Origin of the sequence: Paraburkholderia phymatum STM815 (assembly GCF_000020045.1) — a bacterium.
In the GTDB taxonomy this organism is placed as follows: domain Bacteria; phylum Pseudomonadota; class Gammaproteobacteria; order Burkholderiales; family Burkholderiaceae; genus Paraburkholderia; species Paraburkholderia phymatum.
This window is the reverse complement of record NC_010625.1, coordinates 1460268-1478409: the sequence shown is the minus strand read 5'-3', so window position 1 is coordinate 1478409 and position 18142 is coordinate 1460268. Positions and strand designations below refer to the sequence as shown.

Annotated in this window: 12 protein-coding genes and 4 pseudogenes; 10 read left to right on the top strand and 6 right to left on the bottom strand. The window is 57.6% G+C overall.

Annotation, left to right across the window (positions count from 1 at the left end):
• Positions 1-34 precede the first annotated feature (34 nt).
• From BPHY_RS34085 to BPHY_RS34055, 7 genes are all read left to right on the top strand, one after another.
• On the top strand, positions 35-1399 hold the full coding sequence (locus BPHY_RS34085) for an NAD-dependent succinate-semialdehyde dehydrogenase (RefSeq protein ID WP_244257736.1): 1365 nt from the start codon (positions 35-37) through the stop codon (positions 1397-1399).
• Between the two features lie 172 nt (positions 1400-1571).
• Positions 1572-3023 (top strand): DHA2 family efflux MFS transporter permease subunit, encoded by a 1452-nt coding sequence (locus BPHY_RS34080; RefSeq protein WP_041766344.1) that lies wholly within the window; start codon positions 1572-1574, stop codon positions 3021-3023.
• Between the two features lie 449 nt (positions 3024-3472).
• Positions 3473-4855, top strand: coding sequence for an MmgE/PrpD family protein (locus BPHY_RS34075; RefSeq protein ID WP_012406020.1), 1383 nt, complete (start codon positions 3473-3475; stop codon positions 4853-4855).
• 245 nt (positions 4856-5100) lie between these two features.
• Positions 5101-5943: a hypothetical protein gene (locus BPHY_RS34070; RefSeq protein WP_012406019.1), complete on the top strand. Its 843-nt coding sequence runs from the start codon at positions 5101-5103 to the stop codon at positions 5941-5943.
• Positions 5944-6023: 80 nt separating this feature from the next.
• A complete protein-coding gene (locus BPHY_RS34065; protein WP_012406018.1) occupies positions 6024-6683 on the top strand; it encodes an aspartate/glutamate racemase family protein in 660 nt (219 codons plus the stop codon).
• Positions 6684-6889: 206 nt separating this feature from the next.
• Positions 6890-7687, top strand: a complete 798-nt coding sequence (locus tag BPHY_RS34060) for an HpcH/HpaI aldolase family protein (RefSeq protein ID WP_012406017.1) — start codon at positions 6890-6892, stop codon at positions 7685-7687.
• A gap of 135 nt (positions 7688-7822) precedes the next feature.
• On the top strand, positions 7823-8788 hold the full coding sequence (locus BPHY_RS34055) for a 2-hydroxyacid dehydrogenase (RefSeq protein WP_012406016.1): 966 nt from the start codon (positions 7823-7825) through the stop codon (positions 8786-8788).
• A gap of 123 nt (positions 8789-8911) precedes the next feature.
• Here the strand turns inward: BPHY_RS34055 and BPHY_RS34050 are convergent, their stop codons facing one another.
• On the bottom strand, positions 8912-9841 hold the full coding sequence (locus BPHY_RS34050; protein ID WP_012406015.1) for a LysR substrate-binding domain-containing protein: 930 nt from the start codon (positions 9839-9841) through the stop codon (positions 8912-8914).
• Between the two features lie 801 nt (positions 9842-10642).
• On the opposite strand from BPHY_RS34050, the gene BPHY_RS34040 reads away from it, so the two are divergent.
• Positions 10643-12064: an aldehyde dehydrogenase family protein gene (locus tag BPHY_RS34040; RefSeq protein ID WP_012406013.1), complete on the top strand. Its 1422-nt coding sequence runs from the start codon at positions 10643-10645 to the stop codon at positions 12062-12064.
• Positions 12065-12089: 25 nt separating this feature from the next.
• On the opposite strand, the gene BPHY_RS43525 is transcribed toward BPHY_RS34040, so the two are convergent.
• The 3 genes and pseudogenes from BPHY_RS43525 to BPHY_RS34030 all read right to left on the bottom strand — a co-directional run bounded on the left by BPHY_RS43525 (position 12090) and on the right by BPHY_RS34030 (position 14290).
• The gene (locus tag BPHY_RS43525) at positions 12090-12242 is read right to left on the bottom strand and encodes an aldehyde dehydrogenase family protein (protein WP_244257744.1); all 153 of its coding nucleotides are present in this window, start codon (positions 12240-12242) and stop codon (positions 12090-12092) included.
• A gap of 66 nt (positions 12243-12308) precedes the next feature.
• Positions 12309-12807, bottom strand: a pseudogene (locus BPHY_RS34035) (aldehyde dehydrogenase family protein); the annotation flags it as partial.
• Positions 12808-12835: 28 nt separating this feature from the next.
• On the bottom strand, positions 12836-14290 hold the full coding sequence (locus BPHY_RS34030; protein WP_012406012.1) for an aldehyde dehydrogenase family protein: 1455 nt from the start codon (positions 14288-14290) through the stop codon (positions 12836-12838).
• A gap of 54 nt (positions 14291-14344) precedes the next feature.
• On the opposite strand from BPHY_RS34030, the pseudogene BPHY_RS40380 reads away from it, so the two are divergent.
• Positions 14345-14965 (top strand): annotated as a pseudogene (locus BPHY_RS40380) (transposase); the annotation flags it as partial.
• Positions 14966-15280: 315 nt separating this feature from the next.
• Here BPHY_RS40380 and BPHY_RS34020 read toward each other — a convergent pair.
• Positions 15281-16110 (bottom strand): annotated as a pseudogene (locus tag BPHY_RS34020) (porin).
• Between BPHY_RS34020 and BPHY_RS34015 the strand changes: the two are divergent.
• Positions 16051-16791: pseudogene (locus BPHY_RS34015) on the top strand (IS30 family transposase); the annotation flags it as partial. The pseudogenes BPHY_RS34020 and BPHY_RS34015 sit on opposite strands and share 60 nt — an antisense overlap.
• Before the next feature lie 50 nt (positions 16792-16841).
• Here the strand turns inward: BPHY_RS34015 and otnK are convergent.
• Positions 16842-18140: a 3-oxo-tetronate kinase gene (otnK, locus tag BPHY_RS34010; RefSeq protein WP_012406010.1), complete on the bottom strand. Its 1299-nt coding sequence runs from the start codon at positions 18138-18140 to the stop codon at positions 16842-16844.
• Between the last annotated feature and the right edge of the window lie 2 nt (positions 18141-18142).

Below are 18142 nucleotides of genomic sequence, written 5' to 3'. Positions count from 1 at the left end.
AGGAGAGATGCGGTACGACGGTGGCCGGTCGGCCATGGACGTCATCGATCCCACGACTGGCCTCGCCCTTGGCAAAGTTTCGATGGCGACGGAGGCCGATGTAGATGAAGCATTGGCAGCGGCGAGCAAGGGATTCGATATCTGGCGAAACACTTCGGCTTTCGAGCGCAGCAAACTTATGCGCAGGGTCGCGGATCGTATGCGCGAGAGGGCGGAAGCCCTTGCCGAGTTGTTGGTACTCGAACTTGGCAAGCCATGGAGCGAAGCACTTGGGGAGGTGGAAGTGGCTGCCGGTATGTGGGAGTGGGCGGCCGAGGAGGGCAGGCGCGCCTACGGACGCATTATTCCCTCCAGAGAATTAAACGCCCGCCAGGTGGTGCTCATGGAGCCAGTGGGCCCTGTCGCCGCCTTCGTCACGTGGAACGGACCACTGGTTACGCCATCACGAAAGATGTCAGGTGCGCTAGGCGCGGGTTGTTCCATCGTGCTTCGGGCTTCCGAAGAAGTACCGGCATGCGCGTTCGCGTTGGCGCAAATTGTGTACGATTGTGGCCTGCCCACCGGTGTGCTCTCGGTCTTGGCTGGTGAGCCCATGATGATGTCCAAGAAGTTGCTGGAAAGTCCAGTGACGCGCGCCGTTACGTTCACAGGTTCGACGACCGTTGGCAAGCTCCTGTCGCAGCAGGCGGTCGCGCACATGAAGCGTCCAATCATGGAACTCGGTGGTCATGGGCCGGTGTTGGCTTTCGAAGGGATCAACGTCCAGACCTTCGCCAAGCGAGCCGTTGCTGCTAAGTTCGCCAATGCCGGACAGGTATGTTTCGCGCCGACGCGCTTCTATGTGCAGCGATCGATCTATGCGGACGTGGTCGAGGCCATGACGGCCGAAGCAAAGAAGATCGTCGTAGGGTGCGGGTTTGATTCCAAAACGCAGATGGGGCCCCTCAAGAGCGAGAGGCGTCTGAAGGCAATTGAGGACCTCATTGCCGATGCAAAGCAGTGCGGGTTGCGTATCACGACCGGAGGCAAGAGGTATGACCGCCCAGGTTTCTTTTACGAACCCACTATCGTTGCCGATGCGACAGTTGAAGCGAAGCTGTCGAACGCTGAGCCTTTTGGTCCGATCGCGGCATTGACGCCCTTTGATGAGTACGAGCAAGCGATCGCGCTGTCGAACCGATTGCCCTATGGCCTGGGCGCCTACGTGCACGCTCCTGATTTCGCGACCCTCCATCGTGCGACTAACGACCTGGAAGCTGGTAACGTGATCTGCAACGGTTGGCGGGCCACCTATCCGGAGACGCCCTTCGGCGGTCACAAAGAAAGTGGCATGTTCTCGGAAGGCGGAATCGAAGGCTTGCGTGCTTTCCAGAACGTGAAGTATGCGTCGTTTTCTTGATGTCCATAGGCCTTAAGAGAGTGCCGCAACAACCTGCAACGTCCAACCCGGCGCGACGGCCGGCTCTCGACCAGCTGATTTGGTCAGTCGCCGGCCGTGGTCAGGTGACAGCGATTCGCGGTGCGGGTATCCCTTCCTGTTCCAAAGGGAAGCGCAAGCGATGCAGACGCCGATGAAGGCAAGTGGCGGCGCAAAGGTGGCCCAGTCCGCGTCGACACCTATTATCATGCTCGTCGCAGCGGCCTTCTTCATGGAGAACCTCGACGGCTCGATCATCGCAACAGCGATTCCCCAGATGGCTCAAAGTTTTGGTACGCACGTTGCCGACATGAGCCTTGGGATCACGGCGTACCTTCTGACGCTTGCGGTATTTATTCCCATCAGCGGCTGGACTGCCGATCGCTTCGGCGTTCGGACCGTTTTCACAAGCGCGATTGTTCTTTTCACGGTTGCTTCAATACTATGCGGCATCACAGATACGTTCGGCGAGTTCGTGGCGGCGCGCGTTTTTCAGGGCATCGGTGGTGCCATGATGGTGCCGGTGGGGCGACTTGCTGTGCTGCGGAGCACTCCAAAAGCAGGGCTGATGCGCGCCATCGCCATTGTGACGTGGCCGGGCCTGATAGCGCCGGTGCTAGGTCCCCCGCTAGGCGGTTTTCTTACAACCTACTTCTCATGGCGGTGGATCTTCTACCTCAATGTTCCATTGGGCGTCGTCGGTGTCTTTGTCTCTATGCGTCTGCTCGATAACCGGCGAGAGCAGGATTTACGTTCGTTTGATATCGTTGGCTTTATCCTATGTGGCATTGGTTGCGCAACTCTACTCTACGCAATGGAGTTAATCGGGAGGGGTGACGTTTCCTTAAACAGGCTCGGACTTTTCCTCACGATCAGCATTAGCTGTCTGGGTTGCGCCTGGCTGCACCTTAAGCGCGTAAAGAACGGAGCTATTGACCTTTCAACGCTGAAAATCAGGACTTTCGCCGTCGTCATGGGAGGTGGTTCGCTATTCCGTATTTCCATAAGCGCCGTGCCATTTCTTTTGCCTTTGATGTTTCAGGTGGGTTTCGGAATGGACGCGTTCCGATCGGGTCTTTTGACGCTTGCAGTATTTGTCGGCAATCTGTTAATGAAAGTTTTCACGACTCGGATCGTCCGACGCTTTGGGTTTCGCTCCGTGCTGCTGGTAAATGGAGTCATTGCATCAATGACATTGGGTATGACGAGCCTCATATCAGCCGGGACCCCGACGGCAATAGTTTTCTTCGTTCTTTTCGTGGGTGGTCTTGCGCGCTCGCTGCAGTTCACGGCACTAAACACTCTTAGTTTCGCTGATGTTCCGAAGTCGAACATGAGCGCTGCCACGTCGTTTTCGAGCACCGTTCAGCAATTGAGTGTTGGGATCGGCGTTGCTGCGGGCGCGATGTCGCTCCAGCTTTCCCGTTGGATGTCCGGTCACGGGTCCGACGCGATGACTGCGGGTGATTTCCAAATGGCGTTTCTGTTCGTGGCTGCCATCGGTCTTCTGGGAGTCGTCGACGTGCTGGGGCTTCCCCGGGACGCTGGAGCAGTGGTGAGCGGACATCGAACGGCCGAAAGCACTCTGCGCAGTGGGCGCCCCTAAGCGGCCGTGAGGCAGTCCGTCGGCTTGCAGGGGCACGCGAGCACTAGGGTTAACGAGCCCAATACGTCCCCCTACGCGTTTCGGATCCGGATAGCGAGGCTCAGCTGGCAGCTGCGCCATTTTCGCGGCCTGTTTCCTCCCAGTTCGCGGAGATGGTGCTCACCTATGCCATCAGTCAGTCCGATCCGCGCGGCATCTCGAGTAATGGACAGGCTGGCGTTAGCGCAGCTTACCAGGTTGGGGATGAAAACGAACTGTACTTAAACAGGCGTCACGCGCAAAATCAATGAACGATATAGGCGAGCAACAGAGCGAGCTTGTCGTCGAAAGGCGTCGAGACGCGAGAGGTATTCTGGCCTTCTACGACTCTAAAACAAGGTTCCACGCAACTGCGGTATGCGCAATAGGGAACGTGTTTTCTGTTTTTGAATCCGTTGAGCAACTTCTTCATGAATGACAACTTGGATCTTTGCCATCACTTCGCAGATTTCGTCGCTCGCACGCGCTACGACGATTTGCCCGGAGACGCAATTGAAGGGGCCAAGAAGACCATCCTCGACACGTTGGGCGTGACGTTGGCCGCAAGTGGAATGGAGCCTGCTGTGCGAGCCTTGGTCGGCCTCCTGCAACAGGGTGGTGGAAGCGCAGAAAGTACGGTTCTTGGATTCGGCGGTAAGTTGCCTGCCATCTCGGCGGCATTCGCGAACGGCTCGATGGCGCATTGCCTCGACTTTGACGACCAAACACCATGGGGAGCGCACGCGGCGAGTTCCATCGTCCCGTCCGTCTTCGCAATCGCCGAACGAATGGGCGGCGTTTCTGGGAAAAAGCTAATCACGGCGGTGGCAGTCGGACAAGATCTGTTCGCGCGCATTCGTTGCAATGTCGGCTGGAACCAGAACTGGAATCTTTCGTCGATGGTTGGCGCGTTTTCCGCAACAGCGTCGGCTGCCCACTTGCTCGGCCTTTCTGCGGAACAGACGAGTCATGCGCTTGGAATTGCCAGCCAGCAGTCCTGCGGAACGATGGAGGTGATCTTCGCGACCGGTAGCGACCTCCGCGGAATGTATGCAGGCTTTACTGCAAAGGGCGCGGTAATCGCCGCTTTACTGGCGCAGAAGGGCATTACCGGAATCAACACGTTGTTTGAAGGGAAAGCGGGAATCTTCAAAGTCTATTTCGGCGGGAAATACGACCGAGAGAAGATGCTTCAAGGGTTAGGCGAGCAATTCCTTGGGGCGACGACGCTCTACAAGGCGTGGCCGGCAGTCGGCAATTCGCATACGTACATTCACGCCACCATCGAATTGATGAAGGAGGCGAGAATCGCTGCCACGGATATCGAGACAATCCGGGCATTTGTTGGCGACTTTACCAACACTATGTGCACCCCGATTGAAGTGCGGCGCGCACCAGCTACGATCGTAGACGCGAAGATGAGCTTGCCGTTCATTATCGGGGTAGCTGCGAGCAAAGGGCGGATGGGGATCGCAGACTTCAGCGAAGCTGCCTTGAAGGATCCTGAGGTGCTCGCCATGGCAGCGAAAGTGGTACCTGTCGAGGATCCAGGTCAAAACTGGACCTTTAAGCTACCGGACGGCCGTATTGAAATCGTAACCCGCGATGGTCGCACCTTCGAAAGACTCGGAGACAACATTCCTGGCAGCCCGGAGGCACCGCTGACCTGGTCTCAACTCAACGAGAAGTTTTCAAGTTGCGCGGCTGTCGCTGCGAAACCGCCCACAGAGGCTGCTGTTCGAAAGGCGCGAGAATTGGTGCAACAACTTGAGAGCGTCGATGACGCTACCGACGTGATTGGAGCGCTCAGCTAACTGCCTATACGCCGCAAGATTGGATGAATTGCCCATGGAATATAGGACGGTGATTCATAGGGCATGCGATATCGTCGGGCGGCATTCGATTGGTGGCTGAGCCGAAAGGACCGACAGTTTCTTGCTTTGAAAAGAATACAGCAAGTTAAACGCAGGATACCTAAGTAGATGGTGGTGAATTTGTCTTGCGCCGTTATGCGTTTCCGAAAGAGCGGGCGGCCATATAGTGACCAAAGGAGGGTCAAATGCGAGTTTCAGAAGCGTCGTCGACCGATTTCGGCAGGATTGGCAGCAACATGCGAGAAGGCGTCCTTGAGCAGAAATTTCTGCTCCAAGGGAAGCCGGGCTCCCCGAACAACTATTTGATCAATGTCGGCCGCACGGGCGCGGGCGGTTGGGTCGCACCCAGCCACCGTCACAACTTTGATCAGGTCCGCTACGTCATAAAGGGTAGTTTTCCTTACGGCCAAGGCAAGACGTTGCCTGAAGGATGGGTGGGCTATTTCCCCGAGAGCGTGTACTACGGACCGCAAGACCGTCCCGAAGGTCTGGAGATGATGGTTTGCCAATTCGGGGGGGCGAATGGGTACGGCTTTGTGAGCGTTGAAGAGCGTGAAGCTGCAAATCAGGCGCTGAAGCAAAAGGGTGAATTCAAGGACGGCATCTACACGTGGTACGACGAGGCGGGTAAGAAGCACAATCAAGACGGCTTCGAGGCTTGCTTTGAAGCTGTGAAAGGTCACAAGCTCGAATACGCGCCGCCGCGCTATAGCGACCTGGTACTCATGAATCCGGCCAGCTATGCATGGGTCCCTGAAGGCACACCTGGCGTTTCTTCCAAGTGGCTCGGCTCGTTTACGGAGCGCAACACGCGTCTCGGCTTCGTGAAGATCGAGGCGGGCGCATCATTCGCCGCGGGTACGCAGTCATCGATTGAATTGCTGTTCCTGAGCAAAGGAAAGGTCAATTTCGAAGGAAAAGAGTACGGTCTGCATACCGCGTTCGAGTTCGAGGCGAACGAAGGCCCGGTACCGCTCCGAGCCATCGAGGAGACTGAGTTTTTCCGCATTGTGCTCCCGACGTTCTGATGCCTTCGGGGTGTGCGTTGAAGACGCGCCCCCGATGTTTCTGTCCCAACAAAGCTCTTATTACGTAGGCGAATGAAGCTATGACTACGATTGCTGTGGTTCACACCGGGCCCGTCACTGTACAGCCCATCAAGGAGCAGATCAACGAACAGATCCCGGAGGCGCGTGTCATCAACATCATCGATGACAGTCTGCTTGCCGACGTTCGAACTGCCGGCCATCTGACTCCCGAAGTAGCGAGCAGAATTCACTCGTACATGTCAAACGCACAGGCGATGCACGTCGACATCATCCTGAACGCGTGTTCGTCGGTTGGGGAGGCAGTTGACTCCGTCCGCAAGTTCGTGACGACGCCGATTGTGAAGATCGACGAGGCGATGGCGGAAGAGGCGAGCTCCATTGGGCCGCGGGTTGGCGTCGTCGCTACGGTCTCCACGACTCTCGAACCTACGGTTCGCTTGATTAAAAGGAAGGCCGGTGAGCTGGGTCGCACCATCGAAGTGACCGAACGAATTGCCGAGGGTGCGTTTGAGGCTCTTCTCAGTGGTGACGCGACGAAGCACGATGAGATCGTGAAAAACGCGATCTCCGCGCTCGCGGAGCAGGTTGATGTAGTCGTACTCGCTCAGGCGTCCATGGCCCGACTTGTTCCGCAGTTGCAGTCCTTGCGCGTTCCCGTGCTCTCCAGCCCGCGGAGTGGCGTCGCAGCCCTGAAGCGAGCGCTGGGTAACGTCCGCTAAGCGCGATGGGTGGTCTAGCGAAGGCATGTAGCGCCTGACTATGTCCAGGCTTCATGTCCGTAGTCAACGGTGTCAGAAAGTGCAGTTGATCTTCCCAGACGCAGATGAATGCGAAGCACGAAGAGAGTTCGTGTGATTCGTTCGTATCCGGAACGACCACCTTGGTTCGTGCTCGATATATCTGCGCCTGGGATTGAGGAGACAAAATGAAAGTAGCCGCACGGGATTTGGTTCACAACGTTGTAAAGGAAAAGTTGGCGCGCGATGAAGTGGCGTTGTCCATGACTGTCCGTCTGGTCAGAACGGCCGAGATTGTCACCATCGCAAAGACAGCCGGTTTTGACACGTTTTACATCGACCTTGAGCACAGCACTCTGTCGATTGAGACCGCTTCCCAGATTTGTATGACGGCTATGAACGCGGGCGTCGCTCCGTTCGTGAGGCTGTCGAACCTTAATTCGGACGTCATCGCCCGCATCCTGGATGGCGGCGCTCTTGGTGTGATTGCCCCGCACGTCGAGTCCGCCGAACAGGCAAAGCATGTTGTACGCGCCGCAAAGTTCCCGCCGCTGGGGGAACGTTCTCATGGTGGCGTCATGCCGCACATGGGCTTTCGCTCGTTCCCGACCTCTGAAGTGGGCGAAGCGGTGAACAATGCGACGATGGTTGTCATCATGATCGAGACGAAAGAGGCGCTCGACGCGGTCGACGAGATCGCAGCAATTGAAGGGGTCGATCTGCTCTTCATCGGGACGAACGACCTTTGCGCATCGCTTGGCATCGCTGGCCAGTTCGAACACGAGTTGGTTCGGGACGCCTATTCGAAGGCGATGGCAGCCTGCCGCAAGCATGGCAAGCATCTCGGGGTCGGCGGTCTCAATGCCCATCCGAAGCTGGTCGCCCAATTCGTTGAAATGGGTGCTCGATACGTCTCCACGGGCACTGACATTTCGTTCCTGGTCAGCGGAGCGACTGCAAAGGCAGCCGTGATGCGCGATCTCTAAGCGCCCGAGGATTTCGCCCCGGGGCCGGCGTATTGCAACGATACCTGAGAGCGGACGCGTGGCAGTTCGTCAGAATTGAGTCATTCAGGGTAACTGGGGCGGGTCGCAGCGCTGCAGCAGCGTAAGGATATTGAGATGAACAAGATTGTAGTTTACAAGCCACTGCCTGAAGAAACGATCGAATATCTGCGCTCGCACGCGCAAGTTACTATCGTCGATCCGAAGCAGCCGGGCGCGCTTATCGAAGCGCTTAAGGACGCCGACGGTGCGATTGGAACCGGCGTGAAGATGAACGCCGAGACTCTCGCAGACGCAAGCAGACTCAAGGTCCTTTCGACCGTTTCGGTCGGCTTCGACGCCTTCGACGTCGACTACTTGAACAAGCGAGGTATCCTGCTGACGAACACGCCGGATGTCCTGACCGAGTCCACTGCCGACACGGCATTTTCGCTGATTCTTTTGACGGCACGACGCTTGGCCGAGCTGGCGGCCTTCGTGAAGGCAGGCAAGTGGACGAAGAAGATTGCTGAAGACAGGTTCGGCGTGGATGTGCATCACAAGACCTTGGGCATCGTTGGGCTCGGCCGGATCGGTACGTCGGTGGCTCGACGGGCCGCGTTGGGCTTCCAAATGAACGTTCTCTATGTCGACCAAGGTGTCAACGAGAAAGCCGAACGTGAGTACGGAGCGAAAAGGGTGAGTTTCGACGAATTGCTCAAAACTTCCGATTTCGTCTTGCTACAAGCCCCGTTGACCCCGGAGACCCGCAACCTCATCAGCACGCCGCAATTGCAGGCGATGAAGCGCAGCGCCTTCCTGATCAATGCGTCGCGTGGCCCCATCGTCGACGAGCCCGCTCTGGTCAAGGCACTTCAGGATGGCGTCATCGCGGGTGCTGGACTTGACGTGTACCAGGAAGAACCGCTTTCTGTCGAATCGCCTCTGCTGAAGATGGAGAACGTCGTGACGCTGCCTCATATCGGATCAGCCACGCATGAGACGCGACAGGCGATGAATAAGAACGCTGCTGAAAACCTCATCGAGGCCCTGAACGGCACTCTCAAGGCAAACATGGTGAATCCGCAAGTGCTGAAGCACTAGCGCCGACGAGGCCCGCGCCGAGAGGAGACGCGCGTTGCAGTCGCCGTCCGGCGTCGTCTACGCACGTTACAAAATGCGCCTCTGAGACGTTCCTGCTCAGAGGCGCATTGCGTGAGGTCGGCGTTACTTCGACAGGCTCTTCACGATCTCGATCATATTCTCGAGAATCGGATCATTCTGCCTGCGTACCCATCCAAATATGAATCGGGTCGAATAGTTGAGATTGGCCAAAGGTATAACGGTCAGATCGCTCGGGTACTGAAAGTTTTTACCCATTACTGCCAGCCCAATCCCCATGCCTACTGAGATCAGGTTCAGCTGAGACGCGATCGTACTGACCTCTTGGACGATGTTCGGCTCGAATCCGGCTGCCTGACACAGAGAATAAAGTTGGCCGTAGCTCAAGCTACTGCTGGACTTAGGGTCTACAACAAGTGGTTCGTCTGCCAGATCCTCGAGCGTAAGAGATTTTCTTCGTGCAAATCGGTGGTCATTGGGCACGGCGACGCCCACGCTACCCGTCTGAATGCATATCGAATCGAGGACTATCCCTTCACGCTCCATGTTGATCTCGGTTCGCCGCTTCCCGGGATGGGGACTCGGTCCTAGATGCATGAAGCCGGCGTCGATCTTTCCTTCCGCGAGCGCCTTCGGCTGTAGGGAGGTGGAGAGTTCGACGAGCGAGAGATTTATTTCAGGATAGGTCGCACGGAAAAGCTTCACCGCCGCCTTGAATATCGAGTGCATCAAAGTGAGCGACCCGTAGCCGATCCGAAGCGTTCCGGTCATGCCCTGTCCGACGCGCTTCGTAAGGATTATCGCTTCGTTCAGATCGTCCATTACTCGGACCAGTTGAGGCAGTAGCGTGCGCCCAGCCGCTGTGAGCTTGACAGTATGGGCAAGACGTTCGAACAAGGGCGTCCCAAGTTCCCCTTCGAGATCGGCGATTATCTGCGAGACGGCAGGTCGAGTGATGTGTAAACGTACCGCTGCTCGTCCGAAGTGCTCTTCTTCTGCTGCGGCGATAAAGTATCGAAGATGTCGAAGTTCCATCTTTTTCTGTGTCTCCTCACAACAAGCGCCGGGTCGTCAAAAGCCGCCCGTTTTTACAGCGTTCGGACACCAAGCACCAAGCTTCCTCGGTCGGTTAGCGCCGCTTACCAGTGCACCATAATAGCTGACTTGACCCTACGGCGGTGCGATTTCAAACTTCTATCATTGTCGCAGCTAACGCTGGCGCGACTGGCTAGTGTCCGGATAGGCCCGGGACGTCGCCTCATCTAGCCGAGACGCCATTGCTGCCGGTGCATTCAAGCGATAGGTCTATCTCTCGATACCGGGCGGGTAGTCTGTGCGCTAATTGGCGGGACGCACATGTATCAGCAGGAGACTTCAGTGAGCCTTTCGGGAACGTCATTGCGCACCCTTGTTGACAAATGGATTGGAGGAGCGGGTGGCATACGCATTACGCAATTCATTCACGGTATCGAAGAGCAGTACAGGTTTGTGCGCATCGAGAGCGCGTCAGACGAGTCGTCAATAGCCTTTATCTTCTTCCGCCACGATGACGGGAGCTGGTGTGTCTTCCCGCCGGAGCGCCGGCGGCCGGCGATGAGGATCGGTTTCTAGGCGTTAGCGATGCCGATCCGGTGGCCGGAAACGCCACTTCGGGCGGCCACTGGCAAATGACCAAACGTGGCTCCTAGGGCGAGAGCGCAGCAGCCAGAAGCAGCCCAACGAGCATTCGTCCGAGAGGCTGTTTTCTTGCCGCAACGAATACATTGCTTTCCGGCCTAGTGAGCGCCAGAGCTGCCATTGGGCAATTTTTGGCCGGTTGAATTAACAGGGACTGATATGCAGTTGTACGAGAAGTGTTACATCTACGGAGAATGGGTTTCGCCGCTGAGCCGTAAGGATTGGACGCTGGTCAATCCGGCGACAGAAGAAGCCTTTGCAACTGTCGCGCTCGCTGGTGCAGAAGACGTCGACGTAGCTGTGAAGGCGGCTCGGAGCGCGTTCGCCTCCTACAGTAAAACCTCGAAGGCTGAGCGTATCGAGTTGCTGGAAGGGGTGATCGACCGCTTCGTGCGTCACGAACAAAAGCTTGCGGAGATCGTGACGCTCGAGCTCGGGACACCTGTTTCGCAGAAGATCCACGCGCCGGCGGCGCTCGGATCCTTCAAGCAGGCGTTGGCAAGCCTTCGAGAATACGAATTCGAATACCATCTGGGTCCCAATCTGGTTCGTCGAGAGCCGATCGGAGTCTGCGGGCTCATAACAGCATGGAACTGGCCGCTTCAACTTCTTGCAACGAAACTCGCCTACGCGCTGGCGGTTGGCTGCACCATCGTTCTGAAACCAAGTGAATTCACGCCGCTGAGTGCGATCCACCTCACGGAAGTGCTTCATGAGGCTGGCGTGCCAAAGGGCGTGTTCAACCTGGTTCTCGGCGATGGTCCTACAGTGGGCAATGCGATCAGCAAGCACATGGACATCGACATGGTCTCGTTCACCGGGTCAACCAGAGCAGGTGTACTGATTGCCGAGGCGGCGGCGCCTTCTGTCAAGCGAGTCGCGCAAGAGCTGGGTGGCAAGTCGGCTAACGTAATCCTTGACGACGCCGACCTCAGAGCCGCGGCGAAGTGGAACGTCACACGGGCGTTCTCGAACACGGGCCAGTCCTGTCATGCGCCGACGCGAATCCTCGTGCACGAAAGCCAGATGGAAGAAGTGCTGGCAATGCTGGAGGAAGAAGCAAAGGCGGTCAAAGTGGGCAATCCCCTTGACCCTCAGGTGACCATGGGGCCGGTGGTTAACAAGCTTCAGTTTGACCGGGTTCAGGAATATATCAAGATCGGCATTGAGGAAGGCGCCATCGTTCGCGTGGGCGGCCCCGGTCGCCCCGAAGGGCTCGAGAAAGGGTACTTCGTGAAGCCGACCATTTTCTCTAATGTGACGCCTGAAATGCGCATCGCGCAGGAAGAGATTTTCGGGCCGGTACTGGCGGTGATTCCGTATCGCACGGAAGAAGAGGCGATTGAGATCGCAAACGGCACACCCTACGGCTTGGGCGCTTACGTGTTCTCATCTAATCGAGAACGAGGCGTGTCGGTTGGCCGGCGCCTGCAAGCAGGCCGCGTCTTCCTGAATGGCGCTGCGAGTAATACCGAGGCGCCGATGGGCGGGTACAAGCGCTCAGGGAATGGACGGGAAATGGGAGTCTTTGGCCTCGAGGAATATCTCGAGGTGAAGGCAATGATCGGGTTCGATGCATAAGCCTTAGGCTGTTGCTTCCTGGCTCTCAGGGGCGCGTGTTTGTTCTGACGCGTCTGTAGTTCGTCGTGGGGTGCATCGGGTCGTCCAGCCGTAGGTCTCGAGCGAGCATAACTAGCCGCTCCGTTAACTTTTCCTTGATTGAATTCTGTACGAGAAGACGTGACCCGGCGATGCACATCTGGCCACCGTCAGGTAGGCCCGCTTCTTTGGCGAGAGCCGCGAACTCGAGTGAGCTCGCGGACGCGGATTCAGATGGTCTGACGACGGCAGCACATTCGGCTGCCAGCGCGGGAGCACACTTCAACGCCTGGAATTGAAGGGGCGAATTCCAGGCAGTCAGTGCCGCTACGACGCCCACGACCTCATGAGTGTTGAATGCGAAGACATCTGCCTTCTCGACTGGCATGACCGAACCTTCAATCTTGTCCGCCAGGTCGCCGTAGTAGCACCGGTACTCAGGATTGACCTTCAACTGCTCCTGCATCTCCAAGAGAACCTTACCGTTGTCGCGGGTTTCAATCTCCGCCAGGTTTTTGGCGTTCTGAGCGACCGCCAATGCAACGCGTGATCTTGAGGCGCTCCGTGGCGGTCATCTTGCTCCATGGGACAACGGTCATTGCCCGCTTCGCAACTGCTACGGCACGCGCAGAATCTTCGACGGTGCCGCAAGGAATTCTCGCCCACGTCTCACCGGTATATGGGTTAGCCGTGTCAATCCATTCCTTCGACTGAATTGTGAACATACCACGTCAATGTTCGGTGGGACTCCGGTCAGTGGGCTAGTTCGGGCAAACCAGCGGCCTTCTTAGCTAGTCCATACACCGATTTGATCTCGAGGTATTCCTCGAGTCCGAAGACGCCCATCGAACGGCCGATGCCTGACTGCTTATAGCCGCCCATCGGAGTGACCGAATTGGTTGCGGCTCCATTAACGCAGATCCTTCCAGCGCGCAAGCTATTGGCGAACTCATAGCCTCTCTCAAGGTCACCCGCGAACACGTAGCCGCCCAACCCGTAGATCGAGTCGTTGGCGATCTTTAGCGCCTCATCCTCATGTCGATAAGGGATCACCGCCAGGACTGGGCCAAAGATTTCTTCTCTTGCGATGGTCATGTCGGGCGTGACGTCACTGAACACGGTCGGCTGAACGAAGAAACCTTGATCCAAACCAGGAGGAGGTTCAAGCCCACCGCAGACCAGCCTCGCACCCTCGTCGATGGCGGACTGGATGTAGCGTCTAATGCTTTCATACTGTGCACGATTGATCACCGGTCCCATCGTCGTTGCGAGGTCGCGGGGATCGCCTAAGCGAAACTTGTTGCATTCGTCTACCAAGTACGACAGCGCCTTCTCCACCTGGTCCTCGTGGATCAGCATTCGGCTGGGCGCGTGGCAGCTCTGGCCAGTGTTGAAGAAACAGCGCGCGATATTCCAGCGCGCGGCAGCCTCTAGGTCGGCGTCTTTCAGCACGATGTTGGCAGACTTGCCACCGAGTTCCAGCGAAACACGCTTGATTGTGCGGGCCGCTGCTTCGCCGACCTTGATGCCGGCGGCCGTCGACCCGGTAAAGGAGACCAAGTCCACATCGGGATGTCGCGACAGCGCTTCGCCCACCACGCTGCCGCGGCCAAGAATAAGGTTGAAGACCCCGGGGGGCAGCGCCGCCTTGTCAATGACCTCCGCCAACAGAATGCTGCTGAGTGGAGATGCATCTGAGCCTTTCATGACCGATGTGCAGCCAGCCGCAAGTGCATAGATAAACTTGATCACTGGCGTCTGGATCGGCCAGTTCCAGGGTGAGATGAGCGCGCAAACGCCGATGGGCTCGCGGCGAACGATGGTGTCCTCGATGCGAGTCTCGAATCGGTACGACTGCAGCAGATCGCGAGCAACCTTCATGTGTGCGATGGGGCCAGTGACCTGCGCCCGCGCCGAGCGTGGCACGCCCACTTCGCGGGCAAGAATATCGGAGAAATCGTCCAGACGCTGCTCGTAGGCGGAAATGATGCGGTCGATCATGGCAACCCGCGCGGCAATGCTGGTCTGCGAAAAGGTCTCAAATGCGCGGCGCGCGGCGACCACGGCACGATCTACGTCCTCAGCCGTGCCCCCGTTGGCGGCGGTCGCGAACACGACTCCGGTGTTAGGGTCCACCATTTCGCGCTTGTCGGATCCGGATGGAGCCACCCAAGCGCCGTCGATGTAATGGTACGGATAGTTCGTCATGGTTCACCTTACGAAAGCAAATTGAGCATAGCTCGCACAGTTGGTCGTCACGGGCGGCGCTGGCTAAAAGAATGTTTGACTGCTATGGTGAGTCCACTGCCCCTTGCGATGGTCTTGCCGGTCAACAACGACTCCGGGGACATGCACTCAATTATCCGGGCGCGCAGGACCGCCGTGACCAGCCCAGCGGCCGTCATTCTCGACGGGCGCACACTGCGGTCGACCTCCGAGAGTAGGCCTCACACAGGTTGCGACGGTTATAAGGGCAAACAAGGCAGCAACGTTCACTTGGCAATTGAGAGCTTGGGACAGTTGCTTGCTGTGAGTGTGAGGCCGGCCAATGAACGGCAGCGCGCGCAAGTCGGGGAACTGGCGCGTCAGGTCCCACTGGCCACGGGTCAAACGGTTAAGGTGGCGTTCTCCGAACAGGGATATACCGGCGAGGAGCCGGCGCAGCCGGCACTTGATGAGGGAATCCAGCTTCAGACAATCAGCTCGGCGAAGGCGAAGAAAGGTCTCGTGCTCTCGCCACGTCGCTGGGTAGTGGAGCGCTGCGTCGGCTGGCTGAACCGCTTTCGGCTGCTTGCTCGATACTACGAGCGCTTGTCTAAGACCCTTGCCGGACTGCACTTTGTGGTCGTCTCCGTACTGATGCAGATTCATTTCGTAACCGTAAGAATAGGACCCGACGCGCTCCAGGACCAAGCTGGTTCGCGGCTTCGGGACTATTCGGAATGCGCACGCGTGAGACGTGGCCTTATGAGGGAAGCTGCATTCTTATCATTTTGCATAGGCACTAGCGGAGCGTCGAGTCGGATTTGCTTGTCAAATGGAAAGCAGGGCTTACCACGGCCGAGGTTCCCGGAACGCTTTAGTTGGCATACGAACCTCAAGACCAGAAAAGGCTAGAAGCACGAATATCGTCGTGCGGAAAAAACGTGAGGCATGTGACGCCTCACGTTTTCCGACGTATCTTGGTGCAGACGCGCTTTAGAAGCGGTGGATCATGCCAGCGCCAGCCGCAAACATGCTCTGCGAAGAGGAGGGCGCCGATTGGAAACCATCGCCGATCGACGCGGTCGCGTCAATCTGACGATTGACCGGACCCGTCGGCGTGAAAGTCGGTGTGCCGAGGGTGCGGCCGTTGGCGCGCTGGAACGCTTCGAGCAAATAGAATCCAGTGCGCTTCGATACCGCGTAGTACTGCGAAAGGTTGAACTGATGGTAAGTCGCTGGATCGCTGATGCCGTTCACCTTGCTGGCCCACGTATAGCTGTAACCGGCCGCTAGATCCCATGCAGCCGCCGGCTTCCAGTGAAGGACCGTTCCGGCCGTATTGAAGACGGCTTCGTCGGTGAACTTCGAATTGATCCCGGGAATGTACTGGACGTTGGTGTACGTCGCCGAGATGTCCCAGGCGCTGTTGAACGTGTAACCCAGAGCCACCGCGAATCGTTGCTGTGCCTGCGCGCCTTGATAGCCGTTCGTGACAGCGGAAACGCCCACTTGTCCGCCCGAACTCGTCGTAGAGTCAGCGCCCCATGCGCCTCCTCCGTTGGTCGAATTGTTCGTGCACAAAAGGCGACCGTTCCACCAATCGGACCTTGGGCATATTGCAGCGCTGCTGACCACGTAGACCCCTGGTACGCGCTTCCGGGAACACCTGCAAGTGAGTACGAGCCGCTCGCGGTGAACCCATAGAGCTTGGGCGTCGTCAAAACGATTGAATTGTTGGCGCGGTACAGTGTATCGAGTGAATCCAGATCGCCCGGAAACTCAAACGGCTCTATCCCGGTCAATCCGACTTGAACGTCTCTCACGAAACCATCTACCACGCCATCTATGCCGCGCCGCGCGGCGCATTGCGGCGCGAACTGGTCAGCCTGCTGCGGCAGGGCCGTGGCGCGCGCAAGCCACGCACGCGCGGACAGGACCGACGCGGCAAACTGGTGGACATGGTGAGCATCCATGTGCGTCCGCCTGAAGCCAACGACCGCCTCATCCCCGGACACTGGGAAGGCGACCTGATCAAGGGGGCAGGCAACCGTTCGGCGGTGGGGACGCTAATCGATCGCAGCACGCTGTTCCTGATGCTGGTGAAGATCGATGGCGCCACCGCTCAGGCTGCGCTCGAGGCCTACAGCGCAGCCTTCGCGCCACTGCCGGAAGAACTGCGCAAGACCCTGACCTACGATCAGGGCAAGGAGATGGCACTGCATAAGGAACTGGCCAAAGCGACGGGTATCCGCATCTACTTCTGCGATCCTCACAGCCCATGGCAGCGCGGCATCTGCGAGAACACCAATGGTCTGTTGCGCCAGTACCTGCCCAAAGGCGCAGATCTGTCGGTGCTCTCACAACGTCAGCTCGACCTGATCGCGATGGAGATGAACATTCGTCCGCGAAAGACACTCGACTGGCGAACGCCCGCCGAAGTCTTCATGGAGAACTGCAAGCAACACGGCATCGAAATCAACCCCACTGTTGCACTTGGTGTTTGAAACCACCGTGGATTGATACCTACGTCTTATTGCTCTCCAGAAGCCGAGCGTTAGAACTCGCTCATTTGTGTTTGTCCGTCCAACGCCTTGAGGGCTTTGGTAAAGAAGTCGACGGTTCCGAAGTTGCCAGACTTCAATGCGAGTCCGAGTGGAAGTTCACACTCCCGGCCGATCGATTGAGTCGCCGGCACGCCGGGGTCTATCTGCGGCCCAATACGGAGGGAACGCACGTTGAGCGCTTGGACGACCGCCCCGGATGTCTCACCCCCAGCGACGATGAACTTGCGCACCCCCCCTTTATCGCGTAGGCCACGAGCGATTGATGCGAGTGCGTCTTCGACAAGACGTCCAGCCTTTGCGGCGCCCAATTCCTTCTGAACCGCCTTCACCTCGTCGGGCGCAGAGGTCGCGTAAATCAGTACTGTCTCATCGTTTTTAAGCGTGAAATCGATAGCCCTTTCCACGACCGGTTCACCGCGGGACAACGCCAACGGATCGATTCGAAAACTGGGCTTAGAAGCGCGCCAATCGGCGACTTGCGCGTTTGTGGCCTTCGACGTGCTACCTGCCAGCACGATAGATCGCCCATCAATCTCCTGAAGATCGGCGGCGTCCCCCGCGTATACAAGCAGGTCTGCCGAGTGGAAGTTTTGCGGCAATCCAAGCGCGATGCCTGATCCACCGGTTACAAGCGGCAGGTTGCGACATGCTTTGCCGAGCATGTAAAGGTCAGAGTCGCTCAGCGCGTCTGCAATTGCAATTCGCACGCCGTCCTCTTTCAACTCCTCGATACGCGCCCGGATTGCTTCTGCGCCTTTTGCAATGGTGTCATACCGGATAAGACCGACCTTAGATTTGGTCTGTCGCTGCAGGACCCGCACCAGGTTAGGGTCCGACATCGGAGTCAGCGGATGAGCCTCCATGCCGGACTCGCTAAGCAGCACATCCCCGACGAACAGATTGCCTCGAAAAATGGTGCGACCATTTTCAGGAAAGGCCGGGCAGGCGATCGTGAAATCGTCCTTCAATGCATCAAGCAACGCGTCTGCGACTGGACCGATGTTACCCTTGTTAGTCGAGTCGAACGTCGAGCAATACTTGAAGAAAAATTGACGACAGCCCTGCGCACGTAGCCATTCCAGCGCGTGTAGGGATTGACGCACAGCCTCTCTAGCGGGTGCCGTGCGCGATTTCAGCGCGACGACGAGCGCGTCAGCGTCAATCCTAATGTTGGCATCCGGTACACCGATGGTTTGAACGGTTCGCATGCCACCACGCACCAGCATGTTGGCGAGATCTGTCGCGCCGGTGAAATCGTCGGCGATACAGCCGAGCAGTGCCTGCGCCATTC